We start from the raw sequence: 15,663 nt of genomic DNA, 5'->3' as shown, positions 1-15,663 counted from the left end.
CCGCAATCATCCCTCTTCGCGGCGAGGTGAGCCTCATGTCCGCCCCCACCACCCCACGCACCACCGTCACCGAGCGAGAGGCCCGCCAGGTGGCGGAGGCCGCCCGGGAACAAGACTGGCGCAAGCCCAGCTTCGCCAAGGAACTGTTCCTCGGGCGCTTCCGGCTCGACCTCATCCACCCCCACCCCCTCCCGGACCCCGAGAGCGTCCGGCGCGGCGAGGAGTTCCTCGCCAAGCTGCGCGCGTTCTGCGAGTCCACGATCGACCCCGCCCGCATCGAGCGCGAGGCCCGTATCCCCGACGAGGTCGTGGCGGGCCTGAAGGAACTCGGCGCGCTCGGCATGAAGATCGACCCCAAGTACGGCGGTCTCGGCCTCACCCAGCTCTACTACAACAAGGCCCTCGCCCTGGTCGGCTCGGTGAGCCCCGCCGTCGGCGCGCTGCTCTCCGCCCACCAGTCGATCGGCGTCCCCCAGCCGCTGAAGCTCTTCGGCACCCAGGAGCAGAAGGACGCCTTCCTGCCCCGCTGCGCCCGCACCGACATCTCCGCGTTCCTGCTCACCGAGCCGGACGTCGGCTCCGACCCGGCGCGGCTCGCCACCACGGCCGTACCCGACGGGGACGACTACGTCCTCGACGGGGTGAAGCTGTGGACCACCAACGGGGTGGTCGCCGACCTGCTCGTCGTCATGGCGCGCGTGCCGAAGTCCGAGGGGCGCAAGGGCGGCATCACCGCGTTCGTCGTGGAGGCGGCCTCGGAGGGCATCACCGTCGAGAACCGCAACGCCTTCATGGGCCTGCGCGGCATCGAGAACGGCGTCACCCGTTTCCACCGGGTCCGGGTCCCGGCCGCCAACCGGATCGGCCCCGAGGGCGCGGGCCTGAAGATCGCGCTCACCACCCTCAACACCGGCCGGCTCTCGCTGCCCGCGATGTGCGCCGGTTCCGGCAAGTGGTGTCTGAAGATCGCCCGCGAGTGGTCGGCGGAGCGCGAGCAGTGGGGCAAGCCGGTGGCGCTGCACGAGGCGGTCGGCTCGAAGATCGCGTTCATCGCGGCGACGACCTTCGCACTGGAGGCCGTCCTCGACCTCTCCTCCCAGATGGCCGACGAGGACCGCAACGACATCCGCATCGAGGCCGCCCTCGCCAAGCTCTACGGCTCCGAGATGGCCTGGCAGATGGCCGACGAACTGGTCCAGATCCGCGGCGGACGCGGCTACGAGACGGCCGAGTCCCTGAAGGCGCGCGGCGAACGGGCCGTCCCGGCCGAGCAGATGCTCAGGGACCTGCGCATCAACCGCATCTTCGAGGGCTCGACGGAGATCATGCACCTGCTGATCGCCCGCGAGGCCGTCGACGCCCACCTCTCTGTCGCCGGCGACCTCATCGACCCCGACAAGTCCCTGTCCGACAAGGCGAGGGCGGGTGCGCACGCGGGCGTCTTCTACGCCAGGTGGCTGCCGAAGCTGGTCGCCGGACCGGGACAACTGCCCATGTCCTACGGCGAGTTCAAGCACGACGTTGATCTGTCCGGGCACCTGCGCTATGTCGAGCGCACCGCCCGCAAGCTGGCCCGCTCCACCTTCTACGCCATGTCCCGCTGGCAGGGCCGGATGGAGACCAAGCAGGGCTTCCTCGGGCGGATCGTGGACATCGGCGCCGAACTGTTCGCGATGAGCGCGGCCTGCGTCCGCGCCGAACTGCTGCGCAGCCGGGACGAACACGGCCGCGAGGCCTACCAACTGGCCGACGCCTTCTGCCGGCAGGCCCGCATCCGGGTCGAGGAACTCTTCGACCGCCTGTGGACCAACACCGACGCCCTCGACCGGAAGGTGGTCAAGGGCGTACTCGGCGGGTCCTACACATGGCTGGAGGAGGGCATCGTCGATCCCTCCGGGGACGGCCCGTGGATCGCGGATGCGACCCCCGGGCCGGCGACGCGGAAGAACGAGCGCCGCCCCTTCGGTGACTGAGCCGAGGCTCCCCGTGCCCGACCGGGCGCCTGGGGTCAGTTGCCCCAGGTGCCCTGGTTCACGGCGCAGTTCCAGCCCTGGCCGTGCAGGGTGAACTTCACCTGGTAGCTGCGGGTGTTGAGCAGGTGCGTCTGCACCTTCACCCCGAGGCTCGCCTTCTTGTTCAGCGTCCCCGTGTACACGGTCACCGTCTGCGACGTCTTGTGGGTGACCTTGCCACCCGTGGCCTTGGCCGAGCCGAAGCGGATGTTCTTGACGTTCGTGACGGTGAAGCTGACCTTCTTGAAGCTCTGCGTCGTGCTCTTGCTCTTGATGCCGAAGTAGAGGCCCCCGTTGGTCACCCACCCGTGCGAGTTGATGTAGAAGCTGGTCGGGTAGACGATGTTGAGCGGGCAGCCGGCGCGCTGCGGCGCCTGGGTGGCGGCGAACGCGCCCCCGGCGAGACCGAGCTGAGCGGCGGTCAGAAGACCGGCCGTCGCCAGGACGGTCGCGGTCGTACGCATACGGTTCATGGTGATTCCTCCCCCTTTGTGGCCCTTCTTGGTGGGCGCCTACGGAAGGATGCCATGATCGGCCGCCGAACGCGTACTTTTTCCGCGGGACTTGTCCTCAGCAGTACTTGTCGCTCGGGTCCCGCGTGGTCCAGGAGCACGAGTCGACCTTGGCGCCGCTCGCCACCGGTGTGGATCTTCATGTACCTCCTGGCGCCGATCTTGACGTTCGGGAAGACGTACCTGTGGTTCGAGGAGAGATCCCCCCAGGATGTCGTCCGCGAAAGAGATGCGAGTGAAGTGTTATCACGTGATCTTCACCGATACTTCACAAACGGGGGAAACCCCCTCCATCCGGCGACGGAACCCGCCGAGCACCCGCCCGAGGGACACCCTGTCCTGGCCGTCGGCGGATGCGGCAACAATGGGGGGATGACCGACAGCCCCGCCCATCCGGCACCCCTCGCCGATCCGCACCTCGTCTACGACCCCCTCGCGGGCGACGGCCCCAAGGACGTGGTGATCCTCGGCTCCACCGGATCCATCGGCACCCAGGCCATCGACCTCGTGCTGCGCAACCCCGACCGCTTCCGGGTCACCGCCCTGTCCGCGAACGGCGGCCGGATCGCCCTCCTCGCCGAGCAGGCGCACCGGCTGCGGGTGCGGACCGTGGCCGTCGCCCGCGAGGACGCCGTACCCGCCCTGCGCGAGGCGCTCGCCGCCGCGTACGGCCCCGGGCAGGCGCTGCCCGAGATCCTCGCCGGACCGGACGCGGCCACCCAGGTCGCCGCCTCCGACTGCCACACGGTGCTCAACGGCATCACCGGCTCCATCGGCCTCGCCCCCACCCTGGCCGCCCTGGAAGCGGGCCGCACCCTCGCGCTCGCCAACAAGGAGTCGCTGATCGTCGGCGGACCGCTGGTCAAGGCGCTCGCCAAGCCGGGCCAGATCATCCCGGTCGACTCCGAGCACGCCGCGCTCTTCCAGGCGCTGGCCTGCGGGACGAGGGCCGACGTGCGGAAGCTGGTCGTCACGGCGTCCGGGGGCCCCTTCCGGGGCCGTACCAAGGCCGAGCTGGCGAACGTCACCGTCGAGGACGCCCTCGCCCACCCCACCTGGGCGATGGGCCCGGTCATCACGATCAACTCCGCCACCCTCGTCAACAAGGGCCTGGAGGTCATCGAGGCACACCTCCTCTACGACATTCCCTTCGACCGCATTGAGGTGGTCGTGCATCCCCAGTCGTATGTCCACTCGATGGTCGAGTTCACCGACGGATCCACGATCGCCCAGGCGACGCCCCCCGACATGCGCGGGCCCATCGCCATCGGCCTGGGCTGGCCCGAGCGGGTCCCGGACGCGGCGCCCGCCTTCGCCTGGAGCGAGGCCTCCACCTGGGAGTTCTTCCCGCTCGACAACGAGGCCTTCCCCTCGGTGAACCTCGCCCGGCACGTGGGGCAGCTCGCGGGCACCGCCCCGGCGGTGTTCAATGCGGCGAACGAGGAGTGCGTCGAGGCCTTCCTGGGCGGCGCGCTGCCCTTCAACGGCATCATGGAGACCGTCACCCGGGTGGTCGAGGAGCACGGCACCCCGGCCACGGGAACTTCACTCACGGTGTCGGACGTCCTCGAAGCGGAGACCTGGGCCCGCGCCCGGGCCCGTGAACTCACAGCCACGACGGAGACCGCGGAGGCGCGTGCATGACGACCTTGATGTTCATCCTCGGCATAGGGGTCTTCTTCGTCGGCCTGCTGGTCTCGATCGCCTGGCACGAGCTGGGACACCTGTCCACGGCCAAACTCTTCGGCATCCGCGTCCCGCAGTACATGGTCGGCTTCGGCCCGACCGTCTGGTCGCGGAAGAAGGGCGAGACCGAGTACGGCGTCAAGGCCATCCCGCTCGGCGGCTATATCCGCATGATCGGCATGTTCCCGCCCGACGACCAGGGCCGGGTCTCCGCCCGCTCGACCTCCCCGTGGCGGGGCATGATCGAGGACGCCCGCTCGGCCGCCTTCGAGGAACTGCAGCCCGGTGACGAAACGCGCATGTTCTACACACGCAAGCCGTGGAAGCGCGTCATCGTCATGTTCGCGGGCCCCTTCATGAACCTGATCCTCGCGATCGGCCTGTTCTTCACCGTCCTGATGGGCTTCGGCATCCCCCAGCAGACGACCACCGTCGCCTCGGTCTCACCGTGCTCCATCGACCAGAGCGAGCACCGCGACACCTGCAAGAAGTCCGACCCCGAGTCCCCGGCGAAGAAGGCCGGCCTGAAGGCGGGCGACAGGATCGTCTCCTTCGACGGCAAGCCCACCAAGGACTGGAACACCCTCTCGGACCTCATCCGGGACAGCGCGGGCAAGACGGTCTCGATCGTCGTCGACCGCAAGGGCCAGGAGCTGACCCTGCACCCGACGATCACCAAGAACCAGGTCGCGAAGAAGGACGCCAGCGGGCGGTACGTCCAGGGCTACGTCCAGGCCGGCTTCCTCGGCTTCAGCTCCGCCACCGGAGTCGTCAAGCAGGACTTCGGCGGGTCCGTGACCTGGATGACCGACCAGGTCGGCAACGCCATCGACTCCCTCGCCGCCCTGCCCGCCAAGATCCCGGCCCTCTGGGACGCGGCCTTCGGCGACGCCCCGCGCCAGCCGGACTCCCCGATCGGCATCGTCGGCGCGGCCCGCATCACCGGCGAGATCGCCACGCTGGACATCCCCGCCTCCCAGCAGCTCGCGAACTTCGTGATGCTGCTCGCCGGCTTCAACCTCTCCCTGTTCCTGTTCAACATGCTCCCGCTGCTCCCGCTCGACGGCGGGCACATCGCGGGCGCCCTGTGGGAGGCCCTGCGGCGGAACGTGGCACGGGTACTCCGCCGCCCGGACCCGGGCCCGTTCGACGTGGCGAAGCTGATGCCGGTGGCGTATGTGGTGGCGGGGATCTTTGTTTGCTTTACCGTTCTCGTCCTGATTGCGGATGTCGTCAACCCGATCAAGATCAGTTAGAAATCGGTCGATATCTGTCGCGGTGTTCGCAGGGTGCGCCCTTCACTCGTGTAACTCACACGAGTGAAGGGCGCGACTTTTTCGTACGACGCGGAGGCGGACTTCGTACGTTCTTGCTGTTCATGGGCGACCCCAGCGGTGCGCGAACACCCTGGGGTCTGGCCAGTCGTGAAGGGACTGACATGCAGCAAGGTACTGCGCCGCGCGCAGATGACAAGGCCAAGGACACGGAGATCGTTGCTGTCGCCGCATACATGCGGGTCTCCACTGCGGAGCAGAAGGGGAAGTACGGAATTCCGGCCCAGGCGCAGGCCATCCGGGCGTTCGTAGGGGAGCGGTTGGCATGGCGTCTGGTGGGGGCTCGTGAGGACATGGGTGAGTCAGGTTCGACGGACTCGCGTCCTGGTCTGACGGCACTCCTTGGCGACATCTCCACGGGGCAGGTGAATCTCGTCCTCGTGCATCGCCTCGACCGTCTGGGGCGAACGGAGGCGGCCATCTGGCGTTGCATCTGGCAGATCGAGGATGCCGGAGCGCGGGTTGAGTGCTGTGCCGAGCCACTGGGTGAACCCGGTCTCGAATGGTGGCTCACGGTCGACCGGCTCGCACGGGAGGTGGAGGCCGACTATCGGCGAATCGTCAGTCGTACACAGTCCGGTCGGCAATTGAAGGCGGTCGACGGCGGATGGCCGGGCGGTCCGCCTCCCTACGGCTACAGGATCAGCGGAAAGGGCGCCTTCGGCTCGACTCTCGAAGCGGATCCGGGCGAGGCGGAGGTGGTGAGGCTTCTGGCTGACCTCGTGATCGAGGGCGGACGCACCCTCTCGGGACTCGCGGAGGAACTGAACAGCCGCGGAATTCCCACCCGGAACGGTAAGCGCTGGACAGCCGTGAACCTTCACAAACGCTTGCAGAGCGCGGCGTTTGTCGGAGAAGCGGTCTTTCGGCGTCCTGATCGGCAATGGGGCGGCCATTGCACCAGGCTCGGCGGAGATGGACGTCCCTTGCACGGTGAGACCGTGGTGATCCCGCTCCCTCCGCTTCTCCCGGCACACCGGGTCCGCGCCTTTCAGGAGGCATTGGCTGCGCTGGCCCGGCAGCGCAGGAACCCCATCCAGGCCTACCCGCTCACCGGGCGAATCCGCGGTCAGTGCGGGCGTCCCTACATCGGGTGTTTCCGCAGCAAAGACCAGATCCGTACATATCGCTGCTCAGGATGGGAAGCAGGTGACCCCTGCGGCTGCGTCTTTCTTCCCGCTGATCGCGTGGAGGAACAGGTGGCACGGCACGTGAATGGCTTGCTCGCTTCGATGCCGGTGCACCGCAGGCCGACGCTGTCGACTTCTTCGCAGGCGCAGACGCAGCTGATGCGGCACCTTGAACGGGTGGCCTCGCTGGAGCGAATCGTTGCGCAGTGCGCCGAGGAACTCGGTGATCTGAGGTACCAGGCCCAGCACAACCGTGTCATCGCCGTTGCGATGCGCCAGCTCGAAGCGGAGCAGAGGGTCTTCGAACGGATCCTGGCTCACGCTCGGGACTGGCTGAGCGAACTGGAGAACCTGCGCGACACGGATGCTCGGCGCACGGCTGTTCTGGAGGCAGCCGCTCCGGACCTTCGGTCGCTCTCGCCCTCCGAGCAGCGTCGCCTGATCGAGTTGGTCGGCGTACGCGTGGACATCGTGGACCCGGAGTTCCGGTACCGGGAGGGAACGAAGTGCTTGACGATCCGGTGGCACGAGCGCACGGGGACACTTGTCCCTCCCGATCCCACAGACAGCCAGTGGAGCCGTATCGAGGATTTACTTCGCTCCAGGTACCGGGCGCACCACTTGCGCTCCCCTCTGGATCTGCGAGCAGCCGTCACGGGAATGCTGCACCGCCTGCGCACCGGAATCCTTTGGCGCGACCTTCCAGACCGGTTCGGTGCCCCTGAGAAGGTCCGCTGCAGGCAGCGCGCATGGATGGCGGACGGCGTGTGGCCGGAGATCGTGAAGCTCCTCGATGAGGAGGGGGTGGGCACACAGGTCTTGGGCCACGCGGCAGGGCCGGAGCTGGCCATCCGAACGGCGCTCGATGCTGAAGCTCCCCAGAGTGCGCAAGACGGTCCGGACGTCGTTAACACGGTGAACATCTCGTAGCCGTATGACGTTCTCGGCGACCCGGAGGAGGATCTTCCGGGCCGCCTTCCATCGGGTGGGTTTGACGGGTGGGATGTGCTCGGGCCGAGGCGTGTGCCGTAATCTCGAAGCCTGGAGCCCGCCCGACGACGGGACCGGACCTTGATCCACGACTTGGGGTTGCACAGCAGATGACTGCGATTTCTCTCGGCATGCCGTCCGTTCCGACCAAGCTCGCCGAGCGCCGGAAGAGCCGGCAGATCCAGGTCGGAAGCGTGGCGGTCGGCGGAGACGCGCCCGTCTCGGTCCAGTCGATGACGACGACCCGTACGTCCGACATCGGCGCCACGCTCCAGCAGATCGCCGAGCTGACCGCGTCGGGCTGCCAGATCGTGCGGGTGGCGTGCCCGACGCAGGATGATGCGGACGCGCTGGCGACGATCGCGAAGAAGTCCCAGATCCCGGTCATCGCGGACATCCACTTCCAGCCCAAGTACGTCTTCGCCGCCATCGAGGCCGGCTGCGCCGCCGTCCGCGTCAACCCCGGCAACATCAAGCAGTTCGACGACAAGGTCAGGGAGATCGCCAAGGCCGCCAAGGACCACGGCACCCCGATCCGCATCGGTGTCAACGCCGGCTCCCTCGACCGACGCCTGCTCCAGAAGTACGGCAAGGCGACCCCCGAGGCCCTGGTCGAGTCGGCCCTGTGGGAGGCGTCCCTCTTCGAGGAGCACGACTTCCGGGACATCAAGATCTCCGTCAAGCACAACGACCCGGTCGTCATGATCGAGGCCTACCGCCAGCTCGCGGAGCAGTGCGACTACCCCCTCCACCTCGGCGTGACCGAGGCGGGCCCGGCGTTCCAGGGCACGATCAAGTCGGCGGTGGCCTTCGGCGCGCTGCTGTCCCAGGGCGTCGGCGACACGATCCGCGTGTCGCTGTCGGCTCCCCCCGTCGAGGAGGTCAAGGTCGGCCTCCAGATCCTCCAGTCGCTCGGTCTGCGCCAGCGCGGCCTGGAGATCGTCTCCTGCCCGTCCTGCGGCCGCGCCCAGGTCGACGTCTACAAGCTCGCCGAAGAGGTCACCGCCGGTCTGACCGGCATGGAGGTTCCGCTGCGAGTGGCCGTCATGGGCTGCGTGGTGAACGGCCCGGGCGAGGCCCGTGAGGCCGACCTCGGTGTCGCCTCCGGCAACGGCAAGGGCCAGATCTTCGTCAAGGGCGAGGTCATCAAGACCGTCCCCGAGTCCAAGATCGTCGAGACCCTCATCGAGGAGGCCATGAAGCTGGCCGAGCAGATGCAGGACGAGGGCGTGGAGTCGGGCGAGCCGTCGGTGTCGGTGGCCGGCTGAACTTTTTGATGTTCGTGAGTCCCGTCACTCCTGGGTGGCGGGACTCAGCCATACCTCCGCCCAGACGGATTTGCCGGGCTGTCGAGGCGTGACGCCCCACTTGTCGGCGAGCGCCTCGACCAGCAGGAGCCCCCGCCCGGACTCGTCGGTCGGGACCCGCACCTCGGGGAGCCGCTCGGTACGGGTGTCGGAGACCTCCAGGCGCAGGGTGCCGGACGACTCGGTGAGCCGGAGACGGAAGTCCCGCCCGGGTACGTGCCCGTGCCGTACGGCGTTCGCGACGAGTTCGGCGGCGATCAGCGTGACGGCTTCATTGACGGGGCCGCGGTAGGGGTGCCCCCACTCGTCCAGCCGGAGCGAGACGAGCCGCCGGGCGAGCCGGGCGCCTCGTGGGGTGGAGGTGAAGCGCATGGCGAACTCGCGGGTGGAGATTTCTGACTTCATGTCGCTTACGCTCGCGCACGCTCAGTAACGTTGAACAGCGGCTGCACCATGACTGTTCACGCGTTGTACGAGCGTGGGGTGCCGCTGTACACGGGCGCGCCGTGACCGGCGGTGGCGCGAGGGCATTGGGGGTGTACGTGAGCGAGGAAGTTCAGGCAGAGCCTGAAGTAACGGAGCCCGAGGGCGAGTCCGGTCCGGATTCGGCCGTCCCGCTCATCTTTGGGCGGCTGTTGAAGCGGCTACGGGCACAGGCGGGCATGGAGCGCGCCGAACTCGGCTCCCGTACCGGGTACTCGGCGGCGACCATCGCGTCGTTCGAGCAGGGCAGGCGCATTCCGTCGGCCAGGTTCATCATGCAGGCCGACGAGGTGCTGGGCGCACGCGGGGTGCTGGTCGATTTCATCGAGGAGATGGAGAAGGCGCAGTATCCGGCGTTCTTCCAGGATGCGGCGGTACTGGAGAAGAAGGCAGTTGCGCTGCATGTGTTCGCTACGAAGGCGATCCCGGGCCTGCTCCAGACGGAGGACTATGCGCTCGCGGTCTTCAGGATGTGGCGTCCGCTCGTGGACGAGGAGACTGTTCAGAAGCGGGTCGCGGCCCGTCTGGCCCGGCAGGACGTCTTCGCCCAGTCAGTGTTCCCAACCATCAGCTTCGTGATTGAGGAGCACCTTCTGCGTCGGCCACTGGGCGGACAGGCAGTGATGCGTGGGCAGTTGGAGCAGATCCTGCTCTATGGGCAGCGCCGTAACGTCGAAATCCAGGTGATGCCCATGGCTCGCGAGTCGCATGCTGGACTTGGAGGCCCATTCACCTTGATCGAAACGAAAGAAGGGCGCAGGATCGCCTATGTGGAGGCTTACAAGAGCAGCCGCCTCTACACCGACCGTCAGACGGTCAGGGAGCTAGAGGAGCAGTACGGCATCCTGCGCGCCCAGGCCTTGACGCCGAGTGAATCACTGGCCCTCGTAGAGAAGTTGCTGGGAGAGACATGATGGTCGAAGAGTCGTCCGAACTGACGTGGTTCAAGTCCAGCTACAGCACTGGTGACGGCGGCGAATGCGTAGAGGTCGCCACCAGCCCCACCACCATCCACGTACGAGACTCCAAGCAGAACCCCGCCACCGCCCCCACCCTCACGCTGCCCCCCGCCGCCTGGCAGGCGTTCCTCGGTCTTGCGCAATCCTGAACGGATCTTTACCGCCCATTGGTGTCGCTCCCGTTTGCGAACGCGTCTTGGAAACTAGTGTTTTCGAGCTGTTGAGCAGACTGACGGGGAGGGGCGCGGCACCATGGGCGACCAGGGCGGCAGCGGCGGCGACGGCAAGATACTCGACATCAAGATCGACGATCTGAAGCAGACGGCTCCGCATTTCCAGACGCACAGTACCGATCTCACGAAGGCGCTCACCAAGCTCAAGACGGCGCTGGCGGCGGCGGGTTCGCCGTGGGGTGACGACAAGCAGGGCAAGGAGTTCCACGACGCCTACGGCCCGAACGTCACGAAGATCGAGAACGCGGCGAACATCCTCGCTCAGGGCTTGGCCAGCATCCACGAGGCGATGAGCGACATGGCGGACGGCCACATCGACAACGAGCAGCTCGTCCGCTCGATGTTCAGCCGGATCCATGTGCACGGCCAGGGCGAGGGCGGGGGCCAGGCCAAGTGAGCGCGGCCGACAAGGCGAAGGAGATCGTCCAGGACCTCACCGGCATGTGGTGGCCGGCGGCCGACGAGGGCGGGCTGCGCGACGCGGCAAAGGCCTGGCGTACCTTCGCGGACGACATCGAGGACGTGCTGTCGGCGGCGAACAAGTCGGCCCGGCACATCATCGAGGACAACAAGGGCGAGGCGATCTCCGCCTTCGACGACCCGTTCTGGCGCCGCTACCACTACAACGGCCACGGCTGGCTGAAGGACATGGCCGACGCCGCCCGTGACATGGCCAAGGCGCTGGACAAGTACGCCGATGCCGTCCACCACGCGGTCACACGCCTGGAACACGAGTTGGAGATCGTCGGCGCGACCATCGTCGCGGGTACGGCGCTGGCGATCTTCACGGCCGGTATCTCCGAGGGCGCGGCCGCGGCGGCCACCGCGGGCATCGTGGAACTCGCCGGGACACTCGGCATCGAGGTCTCCACCGAGATCGCCACCATCGCGGGTACCACCCTGGCCACGGCCGCGATCGGCGGCGTCGAGTCGGTCACCGTCGACCTGGCCGTCAGCCAGCCGGTCGCCATGGCCACCGGCGAGAGCAAGGGCTTCAGCCTGGACGAGGCGAGCGACGCCGCGACGTCCGGGATGGTGTTCGGCGGCGCCTTCGGCGGCGGCGGTGCGCTGGCCAGGGCGGCGGGCGAGGCGGGCGGTTTCCGCGCCCTGTTCGACGGCATCTCGATCCCCGGCGCCCGCGCCCTGCCCAGCGAACTCGACGGCCTGGGAACCGACCTGCGCGCGGGCGAGCAGGGTGCGGCAGGCGACGCTCGCCAGGCGGCGGGCGAGGACCCCGAGGGCGTGGCGGAGAACCCGAAGAACAAGGTCCAGGACGACAACACCGACCCGGTCGACCTGGTCACCGGCAAGATGTACCTGCCGCAGACGGATGTCGTACTCCCCGGCACCCTCCCCCTGACCTTCACCCGCCGCGTGGAGTCCGGCTACCGCCTGGGCCACTGGTTCGGCCCGTCCTGGTCCTCCACGGTCGACCAGCACCTGGCGATCGACGCCGAGGGGGTCATCTTCGTGACGGAGGACGGCCTCCTCCTCACCTACCCCCACCCCCAGCCCGGCGCCCCGACCGTCCCCACCCACGGCGGCAACCGCTGGCCCCTGGCTCGCGTCGACGGCGGCTACACGATCACGGACCTCCGCTCGGGCCGGGTCTGGCACTTTGCCGACCAGACGGATGACCGGGCCGTCCTGGAACAGATAGACGACCGCAACGGCAACTGGCTCACCTTCGAGTACGACGCCAAGGGCACCCCGCTGGCGATCGCCTCCTCCGGCGGCTACCGCCTGAAGATCACGACAGCCGGTGACCGCATCACGGCCCTGCACCTGGCGGGCGCGGCCCCCGACGGCACCGACGTAGAAATCAAGCGCTACGGCTACTCTCCCGAAGGCCACCTGGCGGAGGTCATCAACAGCTCGGGCCTCCCCCTCCGCTTCGGCTACGACGACCGCGCCCGGGTGGTGTCCTGGACGGACACGAACAACCGCAGTTACACGTACGAGTACGACGACCGGGACCGCTGCATCGCCGAGAGCGGCTCACACGGCCACATGGCCCTGCGCCTGTCGTACGACGACACGGACCCGGCGACAGGCCACCGGGTCACCAGCACGGTGACGGGTGAGGGCCACACCCGCCGCTACCTCATCAACGCCAACAGCCAGGTCGTAACGGAAATAGACCCGCTGGGCGCGGCGACCCACTTCACCCGCGACCGCTACAACCGACTGCTCTCCACGACGGACCCCCTTGGTCATACGACCATGTTCCGTTACGACGACGAGGGCAACCTCATCTCGGTCCTCCGCCCGGACGGCCGCGAGGCGAGAGCGGACTACAACGGCCATGGCCTGCCGGTCAAGGTGACCGGCACGGACGGCAACACACACCGCAGCACCTACGATGACCGGGGCAACCGCACCTCGGTGACGGACCCGGCGGCCCAGGCCACGCGCTTCACCTATACGGAGGCCGGTCATCTGACGTCGGTGACGGACCCGCTGGGCCACACGACGAAGGTGCTCTGCGACCGGGCGGGCCTCCCGATCGAGGTGACCGACCCACTCGGCGCAGTCACCAGGTACGACCGGGACGCCTTCGGCCGCCCGGTCGCGATCACGGACCCGACCGGCGCGACGACTCACCTGGAATGGACGGTGGAAGGCCGTCTGGCCCGCCGTACGGCTCCCGACGGCACGACGGAGTCGTGGACGTACGACGGCGAGGGCAACTGCACCAGCCACACGGACTCTCTGGACGGTGTCACGCACTTCGAGTACACCCACTTCGACCTCCTGTCGGCCCGCACAGGTCCGGACGGAGTCCGCTACGAGTTCACCCACGACGCGGAACTGCGCCTGACGAAGGTCACGAACCCGCAGGGTCTGACGTGGGAGTACGCCTACGACCCGGTCGGCCGCCTGCTGTCGGAGACGGACTTCGACGCCCGCACCCTCACCTACGAGTACGACCCGGCGGGGCGCCTGATCTCACGCCGGAACGCCCTCGGTGAGGTCACGTCCTTCGAACGCGACGCCCTGGGCCGCATCGCCACCAAGAACGCCGCAGGTGACGTCACCACCTATGCCTACGACTTCACCGACCAACTGGCCCAGGCAACGGGCCCGGACGGCACGACACTGAGCCTGCTGCGCGACCGTTACGGCCGCCTGCACTCCGAGACGGTCAACGGCCGCACGGTGACGTACGCATACGACACCCTGGGCCGCCGTACCGCCCGCACCACCCCCACCGGCGCCCACAGCACCTGGACGTACGACGAGGCAGGCCGCCGCACGGGGATGGTGGCGTCGGGTCGCACCATCGACTTCACCTACGACGAGTCAGGCCGCGAACTGACCCGCCACATAGGCGAAACGATCACCCTGCAGCACACCTTCGACCCCTTGGGCCGCCTGACCACTCAGTCGGTGACGGGCACAGCGGGCCGCCTGCTGCAGAGCAGGACGTACACCTACCGAGCCGACGGCAACCTGACCGGCATAGAAGACCACCTCTCCGGCTCCCGCCGCTTCGACCTGGACGCGACGGGCAGGGTAACGGCGGTCCATGCGGCGGGCTGGACGGAGCGGTACGCGTACGACGCGGCAGGCAACCAGACCGAGGCAACCTGGCCGACGAACCACCCGGGCACGGAGGCAACGGGCACCCGCACCTACACGGGCACCCGCATCACCCGAGCCGGCAACGTCCGCTACCAACACGACGCCCTCGGCCGCATCACCCTCCGCCAGAAGACCCGCCTGTCGAGGAAACCGGACACCTGGCAGTACGAATGGGACGCGGAGGACCGCCTGACATCGGTGGTGACCCCGGACGGCTCCCGCTGGCGCTACACCTACGACCCCCTGGGCCGCCGCACGGCAAAACTCCGCCTGGCGGAAGACGCCGAAACGGTGCTGGAGAGGGTGGACTTCACCTGGGACGGCACGACTCTCTGCGAACAGACGACGACCTCTTCGTCCCTCCCCAACCCGGTCACCCTCACCTGGGACCACCAGGGCCTACGCCCCCTCGCCCAGACCGAACGCATCACGGCGGCGGATGCCCCGCAGGATGAGATCGACTCCCGCTTCTTCGCCATAGTCACCGACCTGGTCGGCACCCCGAACGAACTCGTGGACGAGCAGGGCGACATAGCCTGGCGTACCCGCAGCACGCTGTGGGGGACAACGGCGTGGGCGGCAGACAGCACGACCTACACGCCCTTGCGCTTCCCGGGCCAGTACTACGACCCCGAAACCGGCCTCCACTACAACTACTTCCGCCACTACGATCCCGAAACCGCCCGCTACCTCACCCCCGACCCGCTCGGACTCGCACCCGCGCCCAACTCCTCGACCTATGTGCCGAACCCCCTGTCGTGGACGGACTACCTGGGCCTGGCGCCGGACTACATTCCCATCTACCGGACCCCGAAGGGAGCGCATGCTGAATACGAACTTGCGAACGGCCCGAATCCGGCCAACCACCAGCCTGGGGTGGACATCGGCGGCGGCATCATGTCCGACGGGAAGATCTACTTCGGCGAACGGGCCGTCGCAGCGGAGTACGCTGGGCCGACGGGTGCGAACTTTGCCAAGGGAATGGTCAAGTATGACATGCATCCGTCGTTCCTTGAGGAATTCGGCGAGCATGCGAAAATCCACGACTACAACGGCCCCAACGGGGCGCCGCGCCTAGAGTTCGAAATTCCGGTGGAGAAGCTGGATCGGTTCAACGAGCTGACCCAGGGACGCAGCTGGGTTTCCATATTCGGAGGACCGAAATGACGTTCCGCAATCATCAGGAGCTCGACGTGACCGTGGTCGCGGTGGCTCCTGTGGGGGCAAAGGTCGACGCTGACGGCGAGACCGGATTCATCGATCAGGTGAAGCATCCCTCCTGGTGGGATCCGAGCACCGCACCCCCCCAGGTCGGAGATCGGCTGCGCGTCGTCGTCCTCGACTCCAGCCGAGAGCCGCCGCGGCTCAGCGCACTCCAGAGGGACATCGATATCGCGCGGCGGCTTCGGGACATCGGCACATAACCGTGGGT

Annotated in this window: 12 protein-coding genes; 10 read left to right on the top strand and 2 right to left on the bottom strand. The window is 67.8% G+C overall.

From position 1 onward, the window contains the following. Nucleotides 1–35 precede the first annotated feature (35 nt). Nucleotides 36–1,973, top strand: coding sequence for an acyl-CoA dehydrogenase family protein (locus ACWC0C_RS33915; RefSeq protein ID WP_450867956.1), 1,938 nt, complete (start codon nucleotides 36–38; stop codon nucleotides 1,971–1,973). Between the two features lie 35 nt (nucleotides 1,974–2,008). Here the strand turns inward: ACWC0C_RS33915 and ACWC0C_RS33910 are convergent, their stop codons facing one another. Next, complete coding sequence (locus ACWC0C_RS33910) at nucleotides 2,009–2,476, bottom strand: hypothetical protein (RefSeq protein ID WP_449201968.1); 468 nt, start codon at nucleotides 2,474–2,476, stop codon at nucleotides 2,009–2,011. A gap of 420 nt (nucleotides 2,477–2,896) precedes the next feature. Between ACWC0C_RS33910 and dxr the strand changes: the two genes are divergently transcribed. The 4 genes from dxr to ispG all read left to right on the top strand — a co-directional run bounded on the left by dxr (nucleotide 2,897) and on the right by ispG (nucleotide 8,932). Beyond that, nucleotides 2,897–4,168 (top strand): 1-deoxy-D-xylulose-5-phosphate reductoisomerase, encoded by a 1,272-nt coding sequence (gene dxr, locus ACWC0C_RS33905; RefSeq protein ID WP_450867955.1) that lies wholly within the window; start codon nucleotides 2,897–2,899, stop codon nucleotides 4,166–4,168. Next, a complete protein-coding gene (locus tag ACWC0C_RS33900) occupies nucleotides 4,165–5,466 on the top strand; it encodes a M50 family metallopeptidase (RefSeq protein WP_450867953.1) in 1,302 nt (433 codons plus the stop codon). Before dxr ends, ACWC0C_RS33900 begins: the two co-directional genes overlap by 4 nt. 182 nt (nucleotides 5,467–5,648) lie before the next feature. Beyond that, a complete protein-coding gene (locus ACWC0C_RS33895) occupies nucleotides 5,649–7,604 on the top strand; it encodes a recombinase family protein (protein ID WP_450867952.1) in 1,956 nt (651 codons plus the stop codon). 170 nt (nucleotides 7,605–7,774) lie between these two features. After that, nucleotides 7,775–8,932: a flavodoxin-dependent (E)-4-hydroxy-3-methylbut-2-enyl-diphosphate synthase gene (gene ispG / locus ACWC0C_RS33890; protein ID WP_450867950.1), complete on the top strand. Its 1,158-nt coding sequence runs from the start codon at nucleotides 7,775–7,777 to the stop codon at nucleotides 8,930–8,932. 24 nt (nucleotides 8,933–8,956) lie between these two features. On the opposite strand, the gene ACWC0C_RS33885 is transcribed toward ispG, so the two are convergent. Further along, complete coding sequence (locus ACWC0C_RS33885; protein WP_450867949.1) at nucleotides 8,957–9,376, bottom strand: ATP-binding protein; 420 nt, start codon at nucleotides 9,374–9,376, stop codon at nucleotides 8,957–8,959. Nucleotides 9,377–9,513: 137 nt separating this feature from the next. Here ACWC0C_RS33885 and ACWC0C_RS33880 point away from each other — a divergent pair, with 137 nt between their 5' ends. From ACWC0C_RS33880 to ACWC0C_RS33860, 5 genes are all read left to right on the top strand, one after another. Then, complete coding sequence (locus ACWC0C_RS33880) at nucleotides 9,514–10,368, top strand: helix-turn-helix domain-containing protein (RefSeq protein WP_450867948.1); 855 nt, start codon at nucleotides 9,514–9,516, stop codon at nucleotides 10,366–10,368. Next, complete coding sequence (locus ACWC0C_RS33875) at nucleotides 10,365–10,562, top strand: DUF397 domain-containing protein (RefSeq protein ID WP_450867947.1); 198 nt, start codon at nucleotides 10,365–10,367, stop codon at nucleotides 10,560–10,562. The genes ACWC0C_RS33880 and ACWC0C_RS33875 overlap by 4 nt, the downstream gene beginning before the upstream one ends. Nucleotides 10,563–10,665: 103 nt before the next feature. Further along, a complete protein-coding gene (locus ACWC0C_RS33870) occupies nucleotides 10,666–11,043 on the top strand; it encodes a WXG100 family type VII secretion target (RefSeq protein ID WP_450867946.1) in 378 nt (125 codons plus the stop codon). Then, entirely contained in the window at nucleotides 11,040–15,398 is a 4,359-nt protein-coding gene (locus tag ACWC0C_RS33865) for a DUF6531 domain-containing protein (protein ID WP_450867944.1), read from the top strand. The genes ACWC0C_RS33870 and ACWC0C_RS33865 overlap by 4 nt, the downstream gene beginning before the upstream one ends. Beyond that, nucleotides 15,395–15,655 (top strand): hypothetical protein, encoded by a 261-nt coding sequence (locus ACWC0C_RS33860; RefSeq protein WP_449201202.1) that lies wholly within the window; start codon nucleotides 15,395–15,397, stop codon nucleotides 15,653–15,655. Before ACWC0C_RS33865 ends, ACWC0C_RS33860 begins: the two co-directional genes overlap by 4 nt. Nucleotides 15,656–15,663: the final 8 nt, after the last annotated feature.

The organism is Streptomyces sp. NPDC001709 (assembly GCF_053596375.1).
The sequence above is the reverse complement of the archived record's forward strand: the minus strand, read 5'-3'. Positions and strand labels throughout refer to the sequence as shown.

Excerpts from the sequence above, each read along its gene's own strand:
- ACWC0C_RS33885 (WP_450867949.1), bottom strand. The coding sequence starts at position 9,376 with ATGAAGTCAGAAATCTCCACCCGCGAGTTCGCCATGCGCTTCACCTCC.
- ACWC0C_RS33870 (WP_450867946.1), top strand. The coding sequence starts at position 10,666 with ATGGGCGACCAGGGCGGCAGCGGCGGCGACGGCAAGATACTCGACATC.
- ACWC0C_RS33915 (WP_450867956.1), top strand. The coding sequence starts at position 36 with ATGTCCGCCCCCACCACCCCACGCACCACCGTCACCGAGCGAGAGGCC.
- dxr (WP_450867955.1), top strand. The coding sequence starts at position 2,897 with ATGACCGACAGCCCCGCCCATCCGGCACCCCTCGCCGATCCGCACCTC.
- ACWC0C_RS33895 (WP_450867952.1), top strand. The coding sequence starts at position 5,649 with ATGCAGCAAGGTACTGCGCCGCGCGCAGATGACAAGGCCAAGGACACG.
- ispG (WP_450867950.1), top strand. The coding sequence starts at position 7,775 with ATGACTGCGATTTCTCTCGGCATGCCGTCCGTTCCGACCAAGCTCGCC.
- ACWC0C_RS33900 (WP_450867953.1), top strand. The coding sequence starts at position 4,165 with ATGACGACCTTGATGTTCATCCTCGGCATAGGGGTCTTCTTCGTCGGC.
- ACWC0C_RS33910 (WP_449201968.1), bottom strand. The coding sequence starts at position 2,476 with ATGCGTACGACCGCGACCGTCCTGGCGACGGCCGGTCTTCTGACCGCC.
- ACWC0C_RS33860 (WP_449201202.1), top strand. The coding sequence starts at position 15,395 with ATGACGTTCCGCAATCATCAGGAGCTCGACGTGACCGTGGTCGCGGTG.
- ACWC0C_RS33875 (WP_450867947.1), top strand. The coding sequence starts at position 10,365 with ATGATGGTCGAAGAGTCGTCCGAACTGACGTGGTTCAAGTCCAGCTAC.